Here is a 22,104-nt window from a genome sequence, read left to right on the forward strand (position 1 = left end):
ATTTTTCACCTGTCTGTAACCTTCGGCGCGGTGGTCACTTGAGCGGGGCAGGCCGGCATGATGCCGAGTCCCATTACCCAACGAATCCATTCATGAAAACCACACGCTCTTTTCTTCGTTCTCTGGCAGTGCTGGCGCTGCTTTCCTCCTCCGTCATGGCGGCCCAGGATTTCTTTCCTGCTGACACCACGGTTTTGATCCAACACGACCGCCTGCGCGTGCCCGCCCGTGCGCCACGGGGGCGTCCGCTGAACTACAACACGAAGTTTTACCCTTTCACGGTCACCACCCCGGGACTTTACCAGGTGGCGATGGCCTCACAGGCACGCGAGGAGAATCCAGGTCATCTTGAGGGCGGTGTCCTGACCGCTTCCCAACGGAGCGCCTTTGAACGCGGCGTGCATGTGGCCCAATGCACACTGGTTCATTTTGACGTCGCGCCCTTGTGGAAAAAGCAGCTCAACCCGGGCACCTACTGGTTTGCCGTGCGCACCCGCTGGACGCATGAGGGCGATGGAAAGACAGCCACCTACACGCTGCGAGCGGACCGTATCGACCCTGCGCCGGGGCTGGGCCGCCTTTGGTTCTGGGATGAGTCTGCTGACGTCACACGCTTTGTTGCCGCCAAACCCGAGCTTCGCAGCCTGGCCATCCGCGTGAGGTCTGACCAGCGGCTGATGATGAACGTGATCAAGGAACTGGATCATGTGAGTTCCTTTCTGATCCGAGAGGATCAACTCACGGCCTGGCGTGAGGGCCGGAATCTACAGCCGGTGCATGAGTTCCGTGGCTTCTCCTCCCAGTTCAACATGGGCGGTCTGCCGCTTGGAAACTATTACTTCGTGAGCAGCCGCGGAGGCCGTGCCTACAGTGCGGGCGTGATGTGGGTGAACACCTACCGCAGCCGCTGAATCGAGCCTGTCCCGCTGCCCTCTTCACCTTTTGCGCCCGCACTTTTATGCAAACCATGCATCTGCTGCTGCTTGTCCCTGGTGTGATGTTCTTTGGGTTCGTCCTCGCGCCGGGGGGTGGAAAAAAACAGGAGTCCGCCGCATCTCACGTTGCTACGGTGGCGCACCGGACGAGGCCGACACAGCTCCACTCTCGTGTAAAGACGAGCAGGCAGGCTGGCGTGAGTCTGGCGGATTATCTGGCCGCGCTGGAGAGGGCCCTGCGGGATGGTGGGCAGCCTGCGGTGGTGTTGTGCAGCCACTTGCACATGGCATCTCCAGAGCTGCTGGGCGGGCTGCTGGAGCATGCTTTTCTGCGCTGGGGAGACCAGCCCTGGCTCCACGAGGTTTGTGCGCCCTTCTTGCGGCGTTGGATGAAGGGTGACGTGCGTTTGCTGGACGCCTGGCTTGCTGGCATCCCGCGCCATGACGCGCATCTCAATGCCCTGCGCACGGTCGCCGCCATCTGGGTCGCCGATGACCCGGTGGCCGCGCTGGCATGGACAGGGCGTCTGGCGGAGGAGAAGCAGGGCATGGTGCTTTCATCCATGGGGGAAATGCTGCTGCTGAGCCACGGTGAGGCCGCCTTGTGGCAGATCGCCCGCAGTGACTCGGCGGCGCGGGAGCCCTTGCTGAACGCGATGCTGGAGGTGCTTGCGGACGAGCAGCCCGCTCGTGCCTGGCAGATCGCGCTTTCTCCACAGATGAGTTTGTCAAAGGAGGGCATGCAGGCCGTGGCTGCCCGTGCAGTGCGGGTGAAGGGCAGCCGTGCTTTTGCCGAGTTGGAAGCCGCCCAAGGCTGGCAGGATAACGAAAAACGAGCCGTGGCGGCGGTGATGATGTCTGCATGGGCCGAGAGCGATCCTGCAAGCGCAGCGGCATGGCTGGTGGAGACTCCCGGACAATGGGAAAATGCCACGCTGGTCTCCGGTCTTGCCTTCAACCTGCTGGAGGCAGATCCCTCCGCCGCGATGGCCTGGATGGAGATTATTCCAGAGGAAGAAGTCCGGCTGGCGGGGCTACAATCGGTGTGGAGCAGGTGGGCGCAGGCCGACCTCGCTGCCGCGCAGCAATGGAGGCTGGAGCATCCCGCGCATGAAGCACTGCTGGCGGAAGGCGGCCTGTGAATCAGGCGCACCACAAAAAACATCCGCAGCCTGTAACCCTTTTTGGCGGCTTCCTTTGAGCGTGGATGAATCCCATGAAAACATGCCTCTCCATCCTCCTCGCCTCCGTCGTCCTCCAGTCTGCCGCCTCGGCCCAGTCCTGCCTGCTGCATGAGTGGATCTCGAACGACCAGCGCCGCATCCACGCGCGGTTCGTCGGCGTGGGAGCCAGCTCCGTGCTGATCGAAAAGGACGGCAGCGTTTTTCATGTGCCGTTTGCCCGCCTGGCTCCGGAAAGCATCGCTCAAGCGCGGAGTCTCGGCAGGCTGGATGACACGAAAAAGGCCTTGGCGACGAAGGCGGTCAGACAAACGCCACCAGATGCACCGAAAGCCCCTGCCATGCCTGTGACGAGGGTTGTCTCGAAAATGCCCGCACCTGCTGCGTTGGCGAAACCGGTGTTGCATCGCCCGCCGAGCCTGCCCCCGGTGAAACCGGCGGCCTCCGCCATGCCCTGCCTGCTGTCTTTGAATGGCAAAACAGCCACAGCCACCACCGAGGTGCCTTACACCATTCAACGGGCCATCGAGGCGGGGAACTACCTCCAGACGAAGCCCTATGTATGGGGTGGCGGCCATGGATCGGTGATGGACCGGGGCTATGACTGCTCAGGCAGCGTGTCCTATGTGCTGATTCAGGCCGGGCTGTTGAACCGTCCGCTGACTTCCAGCAGCTTTGCTCGTTACGGCTTGCCGGGGCCGGGCAAATACATCTCCATCCATGCTGGGCCGGGGCATGTCTTCATGACCCTTTGCGGTCTGCGCCTCGACACGGGAGGCCGCGGCGGTCGTGGGGAAAGCGGCCCGCGCTGGAGCAGCACGGCACGTTATGGCAGCCAGTGGACCGTGCGGCATCCGCCGGGCTGGTGAGGCTCCTCGGAATCTCACGCCGCTTGTTTGAAAATGCTCCGCGTTTGTTTTTAACATGCCGACTTAAGCCCAACGACTTATTCATTGGTGGAACTCACCTCCCGGAAGCTCATGAAACTGCCCTGCCCGCATTGTTCGCACCTCTTGACGCTGGATGACACTCGACTGGAGGCCTACGCACCCGGTTTTGACTGCCCGCAATGCGGCGACCGAGTGGAGCCGGAACTCGCCACGGAGCCAGAAGACTCCGCGCCCACGCTCCATTCGCCCACCGGCCAGTGCCCGCAGTGTGGAGCCACGCTGCCGCCGGGCATGGCCCCCAGCCAGTGCCCGCGCTGCCTGCTCGGCGCAGGCATGGCGGAGAGTGAGGGCTCCGTGCTCCAGCCGGGAGGGGAGTTTGACTCCCGCTACCGCATCGAGCGGCTCATCGGCAAAGGTGGCATGGGCGCGGTGTATTCGGCGCTGGATGCGCGGCTCGGGCGGAAGGTCGCCGTGAAAGTGCTGCCGGAGCACATCGCGGATCATCCCGAGGCTGCGGCCCGCTTTGAGCGCGAGGCACGCGCCATGGCCGCCCTCCAGCATCCAAACATCGTGCAGGTGCATGACTTCGGCGTCACGCTGGATGGCGGGCACTACCTCGTGATGGAGCTGGTGGATGGCATGAATCTCCACCAGCTCCGCCAGAGCCGTCAGCTCACGCTTCATGGCACGCTGCAAATCATCTCCCAGGTCTGCCAGGCACTGCATTATGCGCACAGCCGCGGCATCGTGCATCGGGACATCAAGCCCGCGAACATCCTCGTCACCCGCGAGGGCGTGGTGAAGGTGGCGGACTTTGGCCTGGCCAAGATGCTCGGCACGGAGACACGCACCTCCGCTGCCGCGGAGCGCACGTTGACAAAATCCGGCACCGTCATGGGCACGCCCGACTACATGGCCCCCGAGCAGATCGAAGGCCGCCGCGTGGACCACCGCGCGGACATTTATGCCCTCGGCGTCATGCTTTATGACCTGCTCACCGGCACCCCGCCACGCGGTGCCTGGTCGCCCCCGAGTGATCTGCTGGAGGTCGATCACCGGCTCGATGAAATCATCCTCCGCGCCCTGCGGCTGGACCCGCAGGACCGCTACCAGAGCGCCCTCGAAGTGCAGCAGGATGTCGACAGCGTGAGCACCAGCACGGGCGGGCAGCCTTTGCCGCCTGGACCCGCCGCGCCGCTGCCCTCCACCGGCTCACGCCCCGCTGCCGTGGCCCCCGCACGCCGTGCCACCACGGTGAAGGCCGCTGTCGTGCTCGCAGACTCTGCGGCGGAGCAGGAAGAAGACGACGAGGATGGCTACGATCCCGCTGTGGAGGCCATGCTGCGCACCACCCGCAGCCTGAACAGCACCATGCTCATCCTCGGTCTGCTCGCCATCGGCCTCATCGGCGGCCTGGCCGTCTTCCTCGCCATGCGAAAGACCGGAGACGTCCACAACATCAGCCAGACCATCACCACCACCGTCACGAACAACAGCTACTTCACCCAGCTCATCGCCTCCGGCGTCACCTCGCTCGATGACCTCGCCGCGCTGGAAATCCGGCCGCTGGGGGATGCCTTCGTCGGCATCACCCGCAGCTCGCAGACCTGGACGCAGGCCAGCGAGCTCGCCAAACGCACCGGGTCGGAAGTTTTGACCGTCGATACCGCCCAGACCTCCGAAATGGAGCAGCTCGAAGCCTGGCTTTCCAGCGACAGCAAAGCTTCCGCAGCCCTCTGGGTGCGCCAGGGCATCGAACCTGCCCTCTACGCCGCCAAGTCGGTGAAACCCTCCGCTTCACCAGATGCCCAGCATCCCGCCCTGCTGGTCTGGAAGCCCGAAAAAGTCCTCTCCGCCTCCAAAAACACGGAGACCACCGCTCAGCCACCTCCTCCTGCTCCACCTTCTCCCACTCCATCTGCCCCGCCACCAGTCTCCTCCTCTCCAAGTCTCCCCGCCTCCATGTCTCCCAGTCCTCAAGTCTCCCCGACGCCTTCGAGCTGGACCGATACCACCGGCCGCACCATCCAGGCCACCTTCCTCCGCCTGGAGGGCGAGTCCGTCATCGTGCGCATGGACGGGAAGGAATTCACCATCCCCTTCACCCGCCTCTCCCCGCCGAGCATTGAGCAGGCCAAGAGGCTCGGTGCTGCCGCAAAATGACTTCCCAACTGACCCACCTCATCCCCATGAACACCCGTCTCATCCTCCTCGCCTTCGCCATCTCGGTCCCCAGTTGTGACCGAAGCGCTCAACGACAAGAAGAAGCCATCGCCTTCGTCAAAAGCATCGGCGGCGTGGTGCGGTTAGACGACAAATCTCAAACCAATCCAAAGCCCATCCGTCATGTTAGCTTCGGCGGTTCAAAGGAAAACATGTCAAAGCTCGATGACAGCGCGATGTCACGCGTAGCCGATTTGGGACAGATCGAAGAGTTTCACATCAACGGCTACCCGGCTTTCACAGACCAAGGCATCGCCAGTCTGGCGAAGGTCCAGGGCCTGGAGCGCATCATGCTCTGGGGCGCTCACAAACTCACCGACCAATGCTTTGAGCACCTGTCCCAAATGAAGAGCCTCACGTCCCTGAATGCGGGCTACAGTGGCATCGACACCATGACTGGTGCAAACCTAGGTTCGCTGGCAGCCCTCCCGAACCTGCGCAGCCTGAACCTCTCCAACCTCTACAAATTAGAGGGCCAGAATCTGGCTCACCTGTCAGCTTTGAAGCAGCTCGAAACACTCGATCTGATGCACAACCCCAAGGTGGCAGACGCCGATCTCGCCTTCATGTCCGCGTTGACGCATCTGAAACAGCTTTATCTGGGCAGCACCCCGTTGACGGATGCCTGCATCCCTCATCTCGCCAGGTTGCAAGCACTTGAAACTCTCAACCTCAGCAATAGCAAGATCACCGACACCGGAATCAGGGGATTAAAGGGCTTGAAGCAGCTCAAAAAACTGAACTTGAAACAGACCACGGTCTCCGATGCCGGCGTGGCAGACCTCCAGTCCGCCCTTCCAGGCATCCAAATCACGCGATGAAGCTTTCACATTGTGCCGCCATGAACACATGCCTTTTTTCCATCCTCCTCGCCACCGCCACCTTCGCGCAGGCGCAACAACCGCCGCCAGCTTTTGACCCGACGGTGCTTGCGCAATTTCCTTCCAACTGGGACATCATGTTTCCAAAGGCTGTCCAAGTGGAAATCCCAGCTGCTGGCAGCGGAAAGAAGACGGTGAAAACCTATTGTGGCCTAAAATACCTCATTGGAGGCGATGGCTTCAAGGCCGACAAAACCAGCGCTTATGAATCGAAGATCGACGTTCGTTTGCTGGTCACCTCTGACGAGTCCCTGCTGACACCCGCCTCGGACAGCACGGAGAGCGGTATCGTCACCACCTTGATGAAGAGCCTAAGTGAAGTGGGACGTAGGACAGTCATTGAAGCGCTGACTCCCTTATTGCAGTCCCTTGAGCCAAAGAAAATAACTGACCGTGATCCTCTCTGGCTCCTTGAAGACGCCCGGGGCCGGGTGCGTGCCTATGTGGCAGAAGTCAACGCCGTGCTCGCCGTCACAGCCGAGCAGACGGTGCGTGATTACATCCGCAGAGAGCTTCAGTATGTCGGCTCCGTGGCTGTCAAGGCGGCAGACCGCCCGGCCATCCATGACTTTGCTGCGTTGCCCGATCAGCTCAAAAAGGCGCGAGCTCAACTCAGCGCCGACATGCAAGTCCTGGCAAACGCTGCCGCCTGGACAAACACGGAGAAATGGTTTGATGGGTTCAATAGGCAAATGCTCCCAACATTGCGGGCGCGACTCAAATCCCCGGAAGCAATCGCTCTCACCGACGAGGTCATTCAAGGAAAGAAGACTACCGCAGAACTGGGTTCATTCGCCCAGAAGCAGCGGGACAAGCTGCGGGACGCCACCGTGATCATCCATGCACTCCGCAGCGGCTCAAACCCTGAGATCATGCAGCTCCAGGCGGAAACGATTCTCAACCACTGGGCCAAGCCATAACTCCCTTCTTACACTCCATGAAATTATATCCAATACTCCCCATCCTCCTCACCGCCGCCACCCTAGTGCTGGCGCAAACCACCGAAACCCAAACCTGGACCTCCAGCGATGGACGGGGGATCCAGGCCACCTTCAAAGAACTCACTGGCGACAGTGTGACGCTCGTCATCAATGGCGCACCCACCGCTGTGCCGCTCGCCCGGCTTTCCCCGGAAAGTCAGGCCCAGGCTCGTGCGCTGGCTCAAAAAGCACCCGCGACGGCCAACCCGCAGGCCCAGAGCCGTCTCGAGATCGTGCCACGCTTCGGGAAAAAGGCTCCGCTCACTCCCAGGGCGCTCGGTACCCTGCCGGAGGCCCTCGCCAGTGCCGCGAATGTCATCGATCTCTCCGTCCATGAGCATCATGGCATCGCCCTGCTGTCAGACGGCACCGCCATCCCCTGGGGTTACGAGTTTTCCAACCTCACCCCAGCTCCCGCCGAGATGCTCGGTGCAGGGAAAAAGCTCCGCCAAGTCATCGCCAAGGGCGGCGAGGACTGGTTCCTCTATGAAGACGGTACCGTCGATGCCTGGGAGGCACCGTTTAACCGGAAGCTCCGCATCGAGGCCGCCACCGCCTCCCTTCAGGGCATGAAAGTGGTGAAAATCAGCGCCAGCGGCAGGATCAACGCCCTGGCGCTCACCGATGGCGGACGCCTCGTCTATCTCGGCCAGGAGCCCGTTTTCAAACTCCCGCCCGCGGTCGAGTCCGCCACCATCACCGATATGGCCGCCGGGACGGATGTCAGCCTCGCCATCACCGTCGAAGGTCGCGTCCATGTGTGGGGAAAAGACAACAACGGCTGCCGCGACCTGCCCAAAGCCCTCGCCGCCCTGCTCGACGCCGGCAAGGACAAGGCCCTCCACGTCGCCACCGAAGGGGACACCTGCGCCGCTGTGCTCGGGTCCGGGCGCGTGTTCTTTTGGGGGAACGGCACGAAGGACTGGAACAGCCTGGACGACCGCATCCCCGGTGCCGGACGCATCGTGAGCTTTTGCTATCACAGCTACGACGGCGCGGCGATGGCCGTGCAGGACAAACAGGGCAAATGGCGGCTCTATGGACGCAAGCCCGCCTTCAGCGACGACCTGCAACGCACCATCGGCACCGCCCCCGCCCTCGGCGGCGGTTTTGAGGCCATCGCCGTCCTGCGGGTCAAGGAAGACCGCTAAACTCACACTCCCCACGGCCATGAAACTCGCCTGCCCACACTGCTCCCAGACACTCGAACTCACGCCCGAGGTGCTCGCCTCGCTGCAAGGCCAGCCGCATTTCGAGTGCCCGTCGTGCCAGGGACTCATCGCTTTGCCGGATCAGCGTCCGATGCCTCGCCGCTCGGCCGCACAAGCTGGCAAAGCCGCCATGCAGACACAGCGCGGCATGAACCGGAACCTGCTTGTGCTCGGCGTTGTGGCCCTGGTCGTGCTCGGAGGCATCGCCGCCTTCCTCGCCGCCCGGAATATCGGGAGCATCACGAACATCTTCCAGAACACGACCAACAACATCATCCACAACAGCTACTTCACCCAGCTCATCGCCAGCGGAGCAACGACGATGGAGGACTTGCAGGCCATCGCGGAGATTCGGCCCTATGGAGATGGCTTCATCGGCGTGAGCAAGGAGTCACTGAGCTGGGAGCATGCGCAGGATTTGGCCCGGCGCACAGGAGCGTCATTGCTGTCCATCGAGTTCGTGTCGAATGGCAAAGTAGATGAGTTCCTTCGCTGGTTCTCGAATGCCTTGCCTGACCAGACCGGGATTTCAGGTTGGGTCTTCAGTAAGAGCAAGCCAGCCACACTTGAGTCTGGAGCCATCAAGACTGCACTTGGAACGGATCAAGCCAGACAAGCCGTGCTTCATTGGTTTAATCCCGGGCCGATGGTTTTTGAGGAGTCCTTTGCGGAAACGGAATCTCTGCGGCGGACGCATTTAGTGGAAGGACAATACAGTAGGCCACCCTCGATCAGCAGGAGGCTGGGCCTCGAGTTTACGCTGGCGCATCACCCTGGCATGGTTTGGCCGCTGGCTGCATTGGGGGATTCTTGCCGCGCCCAGTTTGAGGTGAGGATTCCCCCACAAGGCAATGCCGTCTGGGTTTTGCATGGAGCAGGGCTTGGAAACAGCCTCTTGCTTGGGACTACCCTCACACTAGGGCAGAAAGAGTTGGTCATCCACTTGGGGGAGCGTGAATTGGGCAGACACCGGCTGCTTGCTCCACTGGCACAGGAAGATTGGACGGCGGTGCAGACCGATGTGCTCGGAAAGCAGCTCGCCGTGAGAATCCGGGGCACGCTGGTTTGTACCGCAGAGCTACCCACAGAGACGGATGCCATAAAGCCCGGATGGTTGGGCCTCTCTGGCAGCAAGTCGGTTGTCTATCGAAACGTGAAGCTTTGGTCATCGGAAGCTGATCAGAGCCAGCAGCCCGAACTCCTGCCAGCTGAGACGCTACGTCCGAGTTCCCAAAGTGAGGAGCTATTCCACTTTTCTGAGCCTGACGGAGCCTTGGGTGGTCGATGGAGCGTCCATCAGCCCGAGCATGTTCGTGTCGAGGACGGCACGCTGCGCCTGTCTGCCTATCACAGCAATGGTTGGCCTAGTGCATTCCTCACTAACCCCTTTCACGGGCCAGTTGCAGTGGAGTTCACGCATGTGCTCGATTCCCCAGCGCCCCTCAACCTCACGCTTCTTTTCGCCTTTGCTGATGCGCCGCCATCTCAGGTAACGGACACGAAAGAAATTTGGCAGGTTGCCCTGCCAGATGGTCAAGGTGCATACCGCATTCGCCATGGGGCGAATCCTGGAAAATCGAGTTTGCCACTGCAACAGCAGGAATACTGGAAGAAGCATTTCGGCTATTATGCCTGGGCAACCTCGCTCGCCGCCACTGCGCGATACGCACCGCTTCAAGGCCGCCCCTATCGTGTGCGGGTGGAGTTTTCGTCGAAACATGTGCGCATCTTTTTGAACGGCAGGTTTCTACTGGAGGCCGAGCGCCCCCCGGCGTCCGGGAGTGATGATCCCAAGGCCCCAGAAGCCCCGTTCTACCTCGGGTTTCAGCAGTTTTACTCTTCATCGCTTATTGGCGACATTCGGGTCTTCCGCCTCAACAATGAATAAAGCTCTACCGTTCTCCCCTCATGAAACTCACCTGCCCGCACTGCTCCCAGCCGCTCGAACTCGATGCGGAGACTCACGCTGCGCTGCAAGGCCAGCCGCATTTTGAGTGCCCTGAATGCGGCGGGGCCATCGCTGTGCCGGTTTTGGCTCCGGCGCGGCCTGCGACGCCGCAGGCGAGGATGTCGCCCGGCACGAGCCAGGTGGCAGGAGCGGCAGTGAAGGCTCAGCTCGGCATGCAGCGGAATCTGCGCTGGCTGGGCATCGCGGCGCTGCTGGTGCTCGGCGGTGTGGGGGCCTTTTTGGCGCTGCGAGGTGGGAATGTTTTCAACACCACGCAGAACGTCCGCCAGATCATCAACAACCAGTTCTTCCAAAACCTCATCACCACGGGCAAGGCCACGCGGCAGGCTTTGGAGGAAATGGCGGCGATCCAGGCGGATGGCGAAGACTTTGTCGGTGTGAGCCGTGAGAAGCTGACGTGGACGCAGGCGCAGGATCTTGCCCGCCGGGCAGGGGCCGAGGTGCTACCCATCGAGCCGCAGGGCAACGACCTCCGCCCGCCGAGGCTGGAGCGGCTGACGCAGCTCTTCCCGGATCTGCACGGCCTCACCTCCTGGGTCCGTGATGAGGATCTGCCCACGCTGCTCGACAGCCCGGACCTCGCCCGTGCCACCACACCGGAGAGGGCACGCCCCGCGCTTTTTCAATGGCACGCGCTGCCGGAGGACAAACGAGCCTGGGTCAAGATTGTGTCCACCAACCCGCCTTCGCCGCATGTCTTCAAAACAGGCGAATTTGTGACCGCAAAGGTCGATTACAACAATCCGGGGGCGAATGCGGTGAACATCTCCATCGAAGGACGGAAGGGCAACATCATCACCAGCTACTTGTATCGAACCACTCCACCTGCACCGACAGGACAAGGCAGCCAGGACTTGGGATTCAGCCTGCGCAATGACGACAAAGTGGACGTCATCCGCGTGAAGATGACGGATTCCAGCACGCGAAAGCTGCTCTACGTCACCTCGCTGCCCGTGGACTTCGAGTGGAAGCGCGACCTGAGCGCCTACGAGATCGAACTCACCGCCGTGAAGGCTCCTGCCGTGCTCTTGCCGTCGAAGGACATCCGCATCCAGGCCAAAGCGGGGCAGAAGTTCAAACTGGACCTCACCGTCCGTTACAAGACACCTTCATCCACAAAGCTCGCGGCGAATCTGGATGTCGAGAAGGCCAATATCCTGCCGCCAGAACTCCTCGCCGAGCTGAACAAAGACTACAGCATGACTCGACACTTCGACACGGGTTCACGGCCTGGCTATCAAGCCGTCGTGGGGGCGGGAGAGATCACTTTTGACCTCACGGGCTATGCGCCGCCGAAACCGGGCACCTACTCCATCCCGATGAACATCGGCCTCTACGACTTCATCTCGTGGAGCACCATCCTGAGGCCGGAAAATACCGTCACGCTGGAGGTTGCGCCCTAACTCCACCTTGTCACACCATGAACACACCACTCGACGCCTCCTCTTGGTTCTACTCTGATCGCCAGCAGACCTTTGGTCCCGTCTCGACAGAGGAACTCGCCATCTTGGTCCAGCAGGGCCAGGTGAGCCGGAAATACATGCTCATGCCGGAAGGCGGCGCGGAGTGGATGCCGGTGCATGCCTCGCCCTTCGCAGAGCATTTGCCGCAGGTGGCTGTGACCGTGCAGATGACGCCGCCCGCGGCGGTGAAGGCACCGCAAATCGCGAAGAAAGGCCGTGCACTTCCTTGGAAGCCCGTGCTCGCCGTGCTCGCCGCAGGTGTCGCGGGGTATTTCCTGCTCGGGCCAGGGGCTGGACCGCCTCCGCGCCGCACCGTGGAGCGCATCGAGGCAGAGACGCTGCGGGTCGTCCGCTCATCTTCCGGGGTGAAATCGGCGGCGGAGGTTGTCCCCGCTAAATCAGCCGTGATCAGTGACGGAAAGGTCTTCCTGGCCTCTGACATGAAGGTGGGAGACGAGGTGGTGCTCGCATTACCGGTGAAGGAAACGGCCCGCCAGCGTGTGCGGGCCATTTTGGCCACAGGCCGGACTTACCGCAGCGTCTCCATCACGCTCGATGGACGCGAGGTGCCCGGCTCGCCCTTTGACCTGAATGTGTGGCCGCCGACCACCACGGACATCCTCGACTGGGGCGTTATGGATTTGGCCGCAGGCGATCACGAGCTGGTCATCCAGCGGGTGAAGGTGGAGGGAGATGCCGCGTCTGCCGCCTCGTTCGGCTTTGATTGCCTGCTGCTGGAGCCGGAGCAGCGCCGGGATGCACCGCAGCCTGCGGGCGCGGACCTGGCCGCCATCGCAAAAAAGAGCAGTTCTTTCGACTCCGGCATTCTGACCGTCAGCGATGGCAAATGGCCGCGCAGCATGAAGTCGAACGACTTCTCCGTGCCCGCGCTGAGCACCTGGCCGAATCGTAGCGCCTTGGAATGGGCGCAGTATGAGTGGGAGACGCCGCAGTTCGTGAATGCAGCGGAGATCTTCTTCGCGGATGAGACTCAGACCGGCCTGTGGGGATCACTGCCGCACTGGTGGCGGCTGCTTTACCGGCAGGAGTCCGGTGCCTGGGCTCCGGTGGAGGCTGAATTCCCCGCCGCACGGCTGGACGGGTGGACCACCATCCGCTTTCCCACGGTGCGCACCACGGCGCTGCGACTCATGGTGCAGTGCGCGGCAGTGCGCAGCGCTGGCATCCACGAGTGGAAAGTCAGCGCCGCCGCGCCCGAAGTAAAACCCACGGCGAAGACGCCACGCGATCTCTTCCTCGGCGAGCTGGCACCGCTGCGGGCAAAGCTCAGTTATGATCGCTATCACACCATCAATCAGCACTCCAGCGGCCTCGTGCGGCGGGATCTCTGCGTCGGCGGCAAGCTCTGCACCGGCTACCTGTGGGCACACGCGCCCAGCCGGCTGGATTTTGCCATCCCGGTGGGCTACACCCAGTTCAAAGCCCACGGCATCACCAACTCTTTCCCAGACAGTCGCAAGCCAGCCGGTCACGGACATTGGAAATACATCGTCCGCGTGGATGAGAAGGTCGTCTTTGAATCCAAGCTGCTGCAAACCTACCCGAACAAGGAAATCTCCATCACCCTGCCGCTGCCTGCCGGAGCACGGGTGCTCTCCCTCATCGTCGATCCGGCGGGCTCTGACAACGCAGACCACGCTTACTGGGGAAATCCGGTGCTCAGCGCCGGTGGTGATACCTTGTCAGAAAGCCTGCCAGGCACCCAACCGGCACCGGGGCAGAAGCCTCTCACTGAAAAAGACGTCTATCGCACCTGGACCGATACTCGGGGACGCAAGCTCGAGGCCACCTTTCGCGACATCGAGGGCGAAAACGTCTTCCTTCAGGCGCGCGATGGCTTCGTCCACCGCCTGCCGCTCACCAACCTCCGTGTGGAGGACCAGGAGATCGTCAAAAACCTCAAACCCGAGGAAATCCTCCCCGGCACCCAGCCCGCGCCGGAGCTAAAGCCGCTCACTGAAAAAGACCTGCTCGGCCGCTGGACCTGGAAAAGCGCCTCCGGCCTCAAAGGCACCTACGACTTCCAGCCTGGCGGAAAGCTGGTGGCGGAAACAGGTGGAAAACTCAATGAAAAGGAAACCACCTGGAAACTCGACCGCGGAGCCGTCATCTGGCCTCACGGAGGCCGTGAAATGAGACTGGTTCTTCAGTCAGATGGACGCCTTAGAGGCATCACCGGCACGGATAACTCCATCTTCGCCGAGCGGGCCACCGGGCAGTGAGGAGCCGAGCGCGGCCGGACACGGCCTGAAAAAAGTTCACAAAGGTCTGTAACCCTTTTTCGGGACTTCACTTGGCGGGGGTGAAGACCATGAAAACACGCCTCACCACCCTGCTGCTCACCTTTCTCTCCCTTACCACCGTGAATGCACACAGCGGTGACCTGCTGAACTGGACCTCCAACGACCAAAAGACCATCCAGGCACGCTTCATCGGCGTGGGAGCCTGCTCAGTGCTGATCGAAAAAGAAGGCCGTGTCTTCCACGTGCCCTTCACCCGCCTTTCCGCGCAGAGCGTGGCCCAGGCGCGGCAGTTGGGCGGACAGATCGCGGCGGAGAAAACATGCCCGAAGCCCGAACTCCGAATGCCTAAAGCTCCGCAGATCATGGCAGCGGCTTCGCCTTCGTCATTCGTCACTCGTCATTCATCATTTTCAGGGCCCCGCCTGCCATGTAGCGCGGAGTGGAACTTCCTTGGTGCCTGTCGCGATGGCATGGACATCGCGGTGCAGCGCACGATGGCGACCGTTTTCGGCCACGACACCAGTCTCGGCGTCATCGACCCGAATGATAACGGCCGCTGCGCCAGCGGTCGCGGCACCTGGGCGAATCCGGGCATCCTTGGCTGTGCCTTGCCAGTCAGCCTCGCACGCCGCTCCACCATGGGCTCTCCGTTTGCTCAATTGGCGGGCCTGCCGTGGTTCACCCAGGTGGAGGTCACCTATCGCGGCCGCACCATCACCGTGCAGCTCATCGACAATGGCCCCTCCGCCCCCAAGTCGGGAGATCGCATCCCCGCCGGCATCGACCTCACGCCCGCCGCCTGCCTGGCACTCGGCATCCCGCTGGAGGACATCCGTGCGAACCGCGTTTCCTTCCCCGTCAGCTTCCGTGTGAAAAATGTCATCCGCCCCATGCTCGCCGCCAACTGAGCCCGATCCCTGCTGTTCACCCTCTCGCCTCTCACGCCATGAAACACATCGTCTCCCTTTTGCCGCTGCTTTCCCTTCTTCTGTGGCTGCCTCTCGCCCAGGGCCAGGAGGCCTCACCCGCCCAAATCAGCTCTCCCTCCGCGGCGTGGACTGCGGAAGACTATGCACGCTTCACGCCGGCCACATTCAGCCAGCATCAAGCCGCGCAGCAGGTGATGGACCGGGATCAAATCGACCACGCTCTTCTCAACGCCGCGCTTTTCTTTGCCACAAACACCGAGCGTCTCCGGCACCGGCTGCCGCCTTTTCAGCCCTCGCGGGCGCTCACGCTGAGCGCCTTTGAGCACTCGCGGGACATGGCGCTGAAGGGCTTCTTTTCTCATCAAAACCCGAAGGATGCCGCGAAACGCACGCCCTGGCAGCGCATGGCCGCCCAAGGTGTCACCGGAGGCCATCGCGCGGAAAACATCGCCATGCGCACGGCCCGTGGCGTGACCTATCTCGATGCCGCGCAGGCGCTTTTGAAGCAGTGGATGAACTCCCCCGGCCATCGGGCCAACATCCTCAATCCCAAGTTCGCCTTTCTGGGTTGCGGAGCCCATTTTTGCCGCAGCGCAAAGCTCCAGCTCTACGCCACGCAAAACTTCGCCTCCACCGTGACGCAAACACCCGCACCTTGACCGCACCGAGAAACGCCGAACCTTTTGTCCCGTTCTTCTGCCATGAACCTCGCCTGCCCTCACTGCACGCAGCCGCTCGAACTCACGCCGGAGGTGCTCGCTGAATTGGCGGGCTGCGTGGACTTTCCGTGTCCCGAATGTGGTGGTGCGGTGCCGCTGCCGGTGGATTCGCCACCGGCTGAAGAGACCGCGATGGAAAAGCCGGTCGAGGCACCTGCGGATGAGATGATGAAGCCTGCCGCCGCCGTGATTACGCGCCGGAAGGTGGCGCTGGAGCTTTTTCAGCAGGCGAACCGGCGTGTGCTCATCCTCGGCTCGGCGGCCATGCTGGTGCTGGGCGGTGTGGCGGGCATGCTGGTGCATCACTTCAGCGGGAATCGCGTGGACCTGAACCAGGACATCACGAACGAGATCCTCAAAAACAAGTTTTTCACCGACCTCATCGCCTCCGGGGCCACGACGATGGAGCAACTGCGCCGGGTGGAGCGCATCGAGGCGCATGGGCCGGGCTTCATCGGCCTGAGCCGTGAGGAGCTCACCTGGGAGCAGGCGCAGGAGCTGGCGCGTGCCACCGCCGCCCGGATGCTGGCGGTGGAGACGCCCTCGGAGCACCGCGCTCCCTGGACTTCTCCCGTGATGCAGCGGCTGGTGAATTTTCTGGAGCAGCGCTTTCCCGCCGCGCAGGGCCGCACCGTCTGGGTCATGCAAAACAGCGATGCGAACCTGCCGCAGGTGTTTCACGCCCCGGATGTGAGCCACGTCACGACGCGAGAGCGGCCGCGGCGGGTGTTTCTGCACTGGATGCAGCTCCCGAAAGCGCCGGACAAAGGAGCCAATGTCTCCGCGCTCCGGTTTGAAGGCCGCCAGGCGGTGGTGGTGCAAGACCACGCGGATTTTCACGAGATCGAGACACGGGACGAGCTGAGCATCGAGGCATGGATTCGCGTGCATCGGCTGGACCGGAAAATTTTTCCCATCCTGGACAAGTCCGACACGACCGATGGCTTTGGTTGGTACTTTGAGCTGAATGGGGACACGGTGACTTTTACCACCGGTTGGCGGGGCGGACTCGCCTTCAAATGGCAGGCACCCCTCTGGCAGTGGTGCCATGTGGCATTCAGCTACCGGAGGACTGAAGGCCGGGCGCACTTGTATGTGAATGGGCGTCCCTCAGGAGAAGTAGCCTTTAATGCCGAAGTGCAGCCCACGACGGAGACTCCTCTATACATCGGACGCGGCATCTCCGGAGTGAACGAGTTCACGATCGGTGACATCGACGAAGTCCGCCTCTGGAAGCGTGCTCTCAGCGCGGACGAGGTTCTGGAGCGTTATCAAAGCCAGGTCAAAGGAGATGAGCCGGGGCTGGTCGGCTGCTGGCGCTTTGATGAAGGCAGCGGTGCCACCTCGAAAGACCTCACTGGACGCCACCAGACCTCCTTTTCTCCCGAGGATGCACCTCCGCAGTGGGAGTCTGCGGTTCCATTTCTCTCGCCTCACTCCTGATCCTCACCTCTCACGGCCATGAAATTCCAATGCCCTCACTGCGCCCAGTTGCTCTCCCTGGCGGATGAGCAGGTCGCCGCGCTACCGCAGCCGGCCATGATCGACTGCCCCACCTGCGGTGGCCGCTTGATGCTGCCTGTCACCGCACCGAGGCCGCAGCCGAAAAAACCGACCCTGCACTTTTCCGCGGCACCACAGCCTGCGAAGCCAAAAAAAACCGCACCGTCCCCCAAACCTCGGAAGCCCAAAAAAACACGCGCTCCACTGGATCCAGCCCAAGTGCGCCGAAACATCCTCATCCTCGGCTGCGCCGCGCTGGTCACCCTCGGCGGCATCGCTGGATTCCTGGCCACGCGGGAAGCTGGAAAGACGGTCAAAATCGAGCAGAAAATCGTCAACAAGCTCATTCAGAACGAATACTTCCAGCGCCTCATCCGCGAGGGCAAAACCACCGAGGAGGCACTGGCGAAGGTGGAGGATGCCTACGCCTACGGCCCCGGCTTCATCGGCGTGAGTCGTGCTGAATACACTTGGAAGGAATCCGAGGAGCTGGCCCGCAGCACCGCCTCCGTGATCCTGGACGTGACCGTGCATGCACGGCAGGGCAGAGAGGAGCTGGGCGGCTGGATCGCTCAAAACATCCCTGCACTGCGCAACACACCTGTGCGCGTCAAACACCTCTCCAAACTCGCTTTGATGGATGCGCCAGACCTTCTCAGCCTGTCCGAAGAAAGGCCGCGTCGTGTGCTGCTGGCATGGCCAGCGGTGGAGGACTGGCCGGACAAAGGCTGGACTTGGACGGTGAAACCGGACTTTGAGGCTGTGGAGCGCTTTGATGCCGCCACGGGCCTGGCCCGCGCCCGTTCCGGTGGTCACTGGGGCCTCATTGACCGCAAGGGCGCGTGGGTTTTAAAGCCCGAGCACGAAAGCATCGATCGCTTCAGCGCCCGGCAGTCCGCCGTGCTGCATGGCAAAGACGGCATGCAGGGCCTGGTGGACTCCGCCGGTCGCATCGTGGCACCTCCGGTCTATGAGGAGGTGCAGGAGCTGATTCATGGCTTCGTGCCGGTGAAAAAAGACGGCAAATGGGGCTACCTCGATGCCACTGGAAAGCAGGTGGTGCCACCCGAGTGGGAGGATGCCTGGCGTTTCAACGCTCTCGGCTACGCGGTCGTCACGCATGACCGCAAACGCGGCCTCATCGACCGCTCAGGCCGGGTCGTGCTCCCGCCTCAGTGGGATGGCATGATCAATTTCTCTCCGGAGGGCATCGGTGCCGTTCGGCAGGGCGCGCGGGACTGGGGACTCATCACCCCGCACGGGCCGCTTACGCCGGTGAATCACGAGCTGGACTGGCAGGAGCGCACCCTGGACCTCGGCTTCATGCGCTTGCGTGGCAGCGATGGCAAAAGGACCGTCTTTGACCTCCAGGGCAAGGAACTCGCAAGCCTTACGGGCGCAGATGCCGTGCATGTCGTCGGCTCACCCCGCGGCCCGCTTTTGAAAGTGGAGTGGCCGGATGGCTCCCTCAGCCTCCAGGACCCAGATGGCCGCGTGCTTTTCCGCACGCAGGGAAAAGGCCGCCTCACCCACTTTGGCACCGACGGGCTGGCGGTGGTCGAGGATGACCGCGGAGCCGCTCTCATGGATGCGCTCGGCAGGCTCAGCGCGCCCTTTTCCAAGGAAACCCGGCCTTCGGCGAAGCCGCCGGGCTACGACAACGCACCGCCGGCATCTTCTCGATACAGCCAGAGCCGCGGCTATGGCTCCGCTTACGGTCAGTTGCCCCCCGGTTGGACCACCAAGACCGTGAAGTCCGCCTTCACTCCAGAGTCGCCCTACTGGAACCGCTACATCAAGAGCATGCCCTACCGCCTGCAAAGCGCCCCGGACCTGCTCTCCCCCAGTGGCAGCATCGTGCTCAGCGGCATGAATCCACGCCACGAGCTGCTGGAGGACCTCGTGCCCTATGCCATGCCGCCGAAATACGGCCTGATTGATGCCTCCGGCCGCGTGCTCGCCGAGCCTGCCTGGGACGAGGCCCGTGTGCTCTCCAAAGATTGGGTGCTCATCCGTGTCGGGCACCGTTACGGCCTCGCCAACGGCCAGGGGGAGGTCGTGGTCGAGCCAGTGTGGGATGACATCAAAGTGCCATTTGTCAGCTACGTCTCCCTCGCTGCGGATGGCAAAACCGTGCAGCTCGGCACCGAAGGCACACGCTTCCGCGCCCCCTGGATCATCGCCTATCAAAAAGACGCCAAAACCGTGCTCCTGCCGGATGGCAAACCCGCCCTGCCTGCGAAGCTCGACCATGCCGAGACACAGTATGTGGACTTCTACGGCCCGGACCGGCTCGTCATCCGGCTGAAGGAAAGCACCGGCGTGGTGAATCTAGCCATTTACGAACCACGCAGCGGTGCCCTCACACGCTTTCCAGAGGCAGGCAGCTTCCTCTGGAACTGGACCAGCGCCGCCGCTGGCATGATCTGGATGAAGGACGCCAAGGCCACCACGGAAATCTGGCGGCTCATGACTCGTGAGGGCCGCCCGCTCGGCTACACCCGGGCCGAGGAGCCCTGGGGCTGGGGCTTTGCCGAGGACCGCGCCGCCCTCCCCACGCCAGACGGCTGGACCTTCATCGACCCATCAGGCCGCCGCATCGGCGATGGCACCTTCTGGCAGGAGGTGCGCGACTTCCGCGAAGGCCGCGCCGCGGTGAAAAAAGATGGCAAGTGGGGCTTCATCGACCTCGACGGCAAGCTCGTCATCCCCGCCATCTGGCAGGAGGTGCGCGACTTTCATCATGGCCGCGCCGCCGCGCTGGGGGCGGATACCTCATTCTGGGGCTACCTCGCCCCGGATGGCACACTGGCCCTCGCGGCCCTCTGGACTGAGGCGCGTGATTTCACCGCCTGGACCATCGACGGCACGGGGGAAAGCCTCAGCCGCATGCAGGACACCCATTCCTACTACAACCGTCGCCTCCAAAAATGGATCCACAGCGGCGAAGGTGCTTGGAAAGGCCAGTCCAGCGATCCACAGCGTCGCGGCACCCCGCGCAGCCGCCCTGTCGCCACCGTCCAGAGCGGCACCACCTGGGTCATCATCGGTGCCGACGGACTCCCGCTCATCGATCCCGTCATCACCAGCAGCCCGCCCGCCGAGTTCCTCCTCCGTGAAGCCGCTGACGGTCAAATCAGCCTCGTGAAGCCTGGTTTTGGCCCCAAAACACGAGGTCTCATCTGGCAGGACGCCACCACCGCCTGGGTGCTGGAGGAAAACGGCATGGGCTGGGCCTTCTGTGACGCCACAGGGCGCAAACTCAACCCCACCATCTGGAATGATCCTCCCCGCCAGGGAGAGCCGGATGCCTTCTCCCTCGGCGGCACCGTGGCCCGCAGCCAGGAGGGGGCCGAGGCGCTGCTTGCTCCCTCTGGCCAGCTTTTGCTCCCGCCCGCGCAGGAGCGCATCATCTGGGTCGCTCCCGGAGTCGCCGTCACGTGGGAAAAAACGACCGGTGGTCTCGTCAATGCCCAAGGCCAGTGGCTCTTCAAAGATGACGCCAAGCGCCGCATCGCCCGATTTGGCAGCCTGAACCGTCGAGGCACCTACGACGAACTGCGCCATGGCCTCATCGTCATTGAGGACCAGCCTCGCTGGGGCTTCGCCCGCCTGAACCGCCCCTGAAAACTCCGCTCATCTGTTTTTCAGACCATGAAACGCCATTTTGCTCTCCTTTGCCTCACACCACTCATCCACGCCGCCAGCCTCCAGGAGCAGGCGGATGCCTTTTTTGCGCGTGGTGAAGCGGCGGAAAAACGCGGCGACACCCAACTGGCCGAAGTTTGCTACCAGCTCGCACTCCGCGCCCAGCCCGGCCATTTCGGAGCCATGGAGCACCTGCAAAAAATGTCCCCCGCGGCCTTCAGCGCCTCCACAAACCCCCAAGTGGCCGGAAAGTGGGTGTATCCCCGAGTCCAGTTCCAAAGTGCCACTCTCGACGAAGCTGTCGAGTTCCTCCGCGTCAGATCACGGGACATTGATCCCCGAGGCATCGGCGTGGACATCATCCAGGCGGCTCCTTCATCACAAGCCTCCATTAGTCTCGATCTCCTGCAAGTGCCGCTGGAAGACACCGTCCGCTACTGCGTCGAACTCTGCGGTCTCGCCTGGCGCTGGGAAAACGGCCGCATCCTCATCACGCCCAAAGACCAGGCAGGCAAACCGCTGCCCGAAGTCCCTATCGCCTCTGGAGCACCGGATCTCGCTGCCTGGCGGCTGCCCAAGCTCACCTTCAGCGCCGCCCGCCTGCCGGAGGTGATGGATTTCTTCACCCGGGCCAGCACCAGCGCCGATCCATTCAGCAAGGGCATCCGCCATGCCTTCCATGATGCTCAAGGAAAGCCGGTTGACGCCAAAGCCTTCAGTCAGGCCACTCTCAGCCTCGAACTGCACCACATCAGCGCCCACGAGGCTTTGCGCTACATCACACTCCTCTCTGGCGCGGTCATCCGCGTGGAGAAAGACCAGGTCATCCTCCAGCCTGCCGGAGCAGTTCCCCAGCTCCACCATTGGACCAACACGGCCGGAGCCACCGTCGCGGCCGCCTTTGTCCGCCTCGACGGCGATTCCGTCGTCATCCAGCGTGACGGCAAAGAATTCACCATCCCCCTCGCCAAGCTCGATCCCGCCAGCCGGGAGCTGGCAAAAAAATTATCGGCCCCTTAACACAGACCTTGGTCGGGGCGCGGCGCTCGATTTGCTGACGCGTGGCGGGATTGATCCGGCAAAGCTGAGCGTCTATCAGGTGACGGGTGATGACCGTGTATATGTGGAAACCTCTGCCGACAGGTCCTGCACCACGATCTATCTGCCGGAGGAGTATTGAGCCATGAACGATCTCATTTGCTACCAGTTCAGCCGGGACCGTGTTGAGGCCGGGGATGCCAAGGACTTCCTGTCCCGGTTTGGCAAGTTTCGTGTTCCCGTGGGCAAGCAGCTCCAGGGCATGATGAA

The 22,104-nt window shown here is 62.4% G+C and carries 15 protein-coding genes; all 15 read left to right on the forward strand.

From position 1 onward, the window contains the following. The first annotated feature begins 92 nt into the window (after positions 1-92). The 15 genes from IAE77_RS05275 (at position 93) to IAE77_RS05345 (ending at position 21,816) form a co-directional block, all read left to right on the forward strand. Positions 93-911 carry a hypothetical protein gene (locus tag IAE77_RS05275; protein ID WP_294222897.1) on the forward strand — a complete coding sequence of 273 codons (819 nt, stop codon included), beginning with the start codon at positions 93-95 and terminating at the stop codon, positions 909-911. Between the two features lie 221 nt (positions 912-1,132). Beyond that, positions 1,133-2,077: a hypothetical protein gene (locus IAE77_RS05280; protein ID WP_294222900.1), complete on the forward strand. Its 945-nt coding sequence runs from the start codon at positions 1,133-1,135 to the stop codon at positions 2,075-2,077. Positions 2,078-2,151: 74 nt separating this feature from the next. After that, positions 2,152-2,985 (forward strand): hypothetical protein, encoded by an 834-nt coding sequence (locus IAE77_RS05285; protein WP_294222902.1) that lies wholly within the window; start codon positions 2,152-2,154, stop codon positions 2,983-2,985. A gap of 111 nt (positions 2,986-3,096) precedes the next feature. Then, positions 3,097-5,169: a serine/threonine-protein kinase gene (locus IAE77_RS05290; protein WP_294222904.1), complete on the forward strand. Its 2,073-nt coding sequence runs from the start codon at positions 3,097-3,099 to the stop codon at positions 5,167-5,169. A 26-nt stretch (positions 5,170-5,195) separates the two neighbouring features. Continuing rightward, positions 5,196-6,050 carry a hypothetical protein gene (locus IAE77_RS05295; RefSeq protein ID WP_294222906.1) on the forward strand — a complete coding sequence of 285 codons (855 nt, stop codon included), beginning with the start codon at positions 5,196-5,198 and terminating at the stop codon, positions 6,048-6,050. Positions 6,051-6,070: 20 nt separating this feature from the next. Further along, positions 6,071-7,030, forward strand: coding sequence for a hypothetical protein (locus IAE77_RS05300; RefSeq protein ID WP_294222908.1), 960 nt, complete (start codon positions 6,071-6,073; stop codon positions 7,028-7,030). Positions 7,031-7,047: 17 nt separating this feature from the next. Then, complete coding sequence (locus IAE77_RS05305; RefSeq protein ID WP_294222910.1) at positions 7,048-8,241, forward strand: RCC1 domain-containing protein; 1,194 nt, start codon at positions 7,048-7,050, stop codon at positions 8,239-8,241. 19 nt (positions 8,242-8,260) lie between these two features. Next, positions 8,261-10,189 carry a hypothetical protein gene (locus IAE77_RS05310; protein ID WP_294222912.1) on the forward strand — a complete coding sequence of 643 codons (1,929 nt, stop codon included), beginning with the start codon at positions 8,261-8,263 and terminating at the stop codon, positions 10,187-10,189. A 20-nt stretch (positions 10,190-10,209) separates the two neighbouring features. Then, entirely contained in the window at positions 10,210-11,673 is a 1,464-nt protein-coding gene (locus IAE77_RS05315; protein ID WP_294222914.1) for a hypothetical protein, read from the forward strand. A 17-nt stretch (positions 11,674-11,690) separates the two neighbouring features. Then, positions 11,691-13,976 (forward strand): NPCBM/NEW2 domain-containing protein, encoded by a 2,286-nt coding sequence (locus IAE77_RS05320; RefSeq protein WP_294222916.1) that lies wholly within the window; start codon positions 11,691-11,693, stop codon positions 13,974-13,976. An 89-nt stretch (positions 13,977-14,065) separates the two neighbouring features. Then, a complete protein-coding gene (locus IAE77_RS05325; RefSeq protein WP_294222918.1) occupies positions 14,066-14,905 on the forward strand; it encodes a hypothetical protein in 840 nt (279 codons plus the stop codon). Between the two features lie 38 nt (positions 14,906-14,943). Next, positions 14,944-15,585: a CAP domain-containing protein gene (locus IAE77_RS05330; protein WP_294222920.1), complete on the forward strand. Its 642-nt coding sequence runs from the start codon at positions 14,944-14,946 to the stop codon at positions 15,583-15,585. Between the two features lie 42 nt (positions 15,586-15,627). Beyond that, a complete protein-coding gene (locus IAE77_RS05335) occupies positions 15,628-17,088 on the forward strand; it encodes a LamG domain-containing protein (RefSeq protein ID WP_294222922.1) in 1,461 nt (486 codons plus the stop codon). Positions 17,089-17,106: 18 nt separating this feature from the next. Continuing rightward, the gene (locus IAE77_RS05340) at positions 17,107-20,775 is read left to right on the forward strand and encodes a WG repeat-containing protein (RefSeq protein ID WP_294222924.1); all 3,669 of its coding nucleotides are present in this window, start codon (positions 17,107-17,109) and stop codon (positions 20,773-20,775) included. A 27-nt stretch (positions 20,776-20,802) separates the two neighbouring features. Next, a complete protein-coding gene (locus tag IAE77_RS05345; RefSeq protein WP_294222926.1) occupies positions 20,803-21,816 on the forward strand; it encodes a tetratricopeptide repeat protein in 1,014 nt (337 codons plus the stop codon). The last annotated feature ends 288 nt before the right edge of the window (positions 21,817-22,104 follow it).

This window comes from Prosthecobacter sp. (assembly GCF_014879935.1).
Taxonomy (GTDB): Bacteria; Verrucomicrobiota; Verrucomicrobiia; order Verrucomicrobiales; family Verrucomicrobiaceae; genus Prosthecobacter.

What these genes read in the sequence shown, in the direction of transcription:
- IAE77_RS05290 (WP_294222904.1), top strand. Translation starts at nt 3,097, where the DNA reads ATGAAACTGCCCTGCCCGCATTGTTCGCACCTCTTGACGCTGGATGAC.
- IAE77_RS05325 (WP_294222918.1), top strand. Translation starts at nt 14,066, where the DNA reads ATGAAAACACGCCTCACCACCCTGCTGCTCACCTTTCTCTCCCTTACC.
- IAE77_RS05305 (WP_294222910.1), top strand. Translation starts at nt 7,048, where the DNA reads ATGAAATTATATCCAATACTCCCCATCCTCCTCACCGCCGCCACCCTA.
- IAE77_RS05335 (WP_294222922.1), top strand. Translation starts at nt 15,628, where the DNA reads ATGAACCTCGCCTGCCCTCACTGCACGCAGCCGCTCGAACTCACGCCG.
- IAE77_RS05295 (WP_294222906.1), top strand. Translation starts at nt 5,196, where the DNA reads ATGAACACCCGTCTCATCCTCCTCGCCTTCGCCATCTCGGTCCCCAGT.
- IAE77_RS05320 (WP_294222916.1), top strand. Translation starts at nt 11,691, where the DNA reads ATGAACACACCACTCGACGCCTCCTCTTGGTTCTACTCTGATCGCCAG.
- IAE77_RS05300 (WP_294222908.1), top strand. Translation starts at nt 6,071, where the DNA reads ATGAACACATGCCTTTTTTCCATCCTCCTCGCCACCGCCACCTTCGCG.
- IAE77_RS05310 (WP_294222912.1), top strand. Translation starts at nt 8,261, where the DNA reads ATGAAACTCGCCTGCCCACACTGCTCCCAGACACTCGAACTCACGCCC.
- IAE77_RS05315 (WP_294222914.1), top strand. Translation starts at nt 10,210, where the DNA reads ATGAAACTCACCTGCCCGCACTGCTCCCAGCCGCTCGAACTCGATGCG.
- IAE77_RS05340 (WP_294222924.1), top strand. Translation starts at nt 17,107, where the DNA reads ATGAAATTCCAATGCCCTCACTGCGCCCAGTTGCTCTCCCTGGCGGAT.
- IAE77_RS05285 (WP_294222902.1), top strand. Translation starts at nt 2,152, where the DNA reads ATGAAAACATGCCTCTCCATCCTCCTCGCCTCCGTCGTCCTCCAGTCT.
- IAE77_RS05345 (WP_294222926.1), top strand. Translation starts at nt 20,803, where the DNA reads ATGAAACGCCATTTTGCTCTCCTTTGCCTCACACCACTCATCCACGCC.
- IAE77_RS05330 (WP_294222920.1), top strand. Translation starts at nt 14,944, where the DNA reads ATGAAACACATCGTCTCCCTTTTGCCGCTGCTTTCCCTTCTTCTGTGG.
- IAE77_RS05275 (WP_294222897.1), top strand. Translation starts at nt 93, where the DNA reads ATGAAAACCACACGCTCTTTTCTTCGTTCTCTGGCAGTGCTGGCGCTG.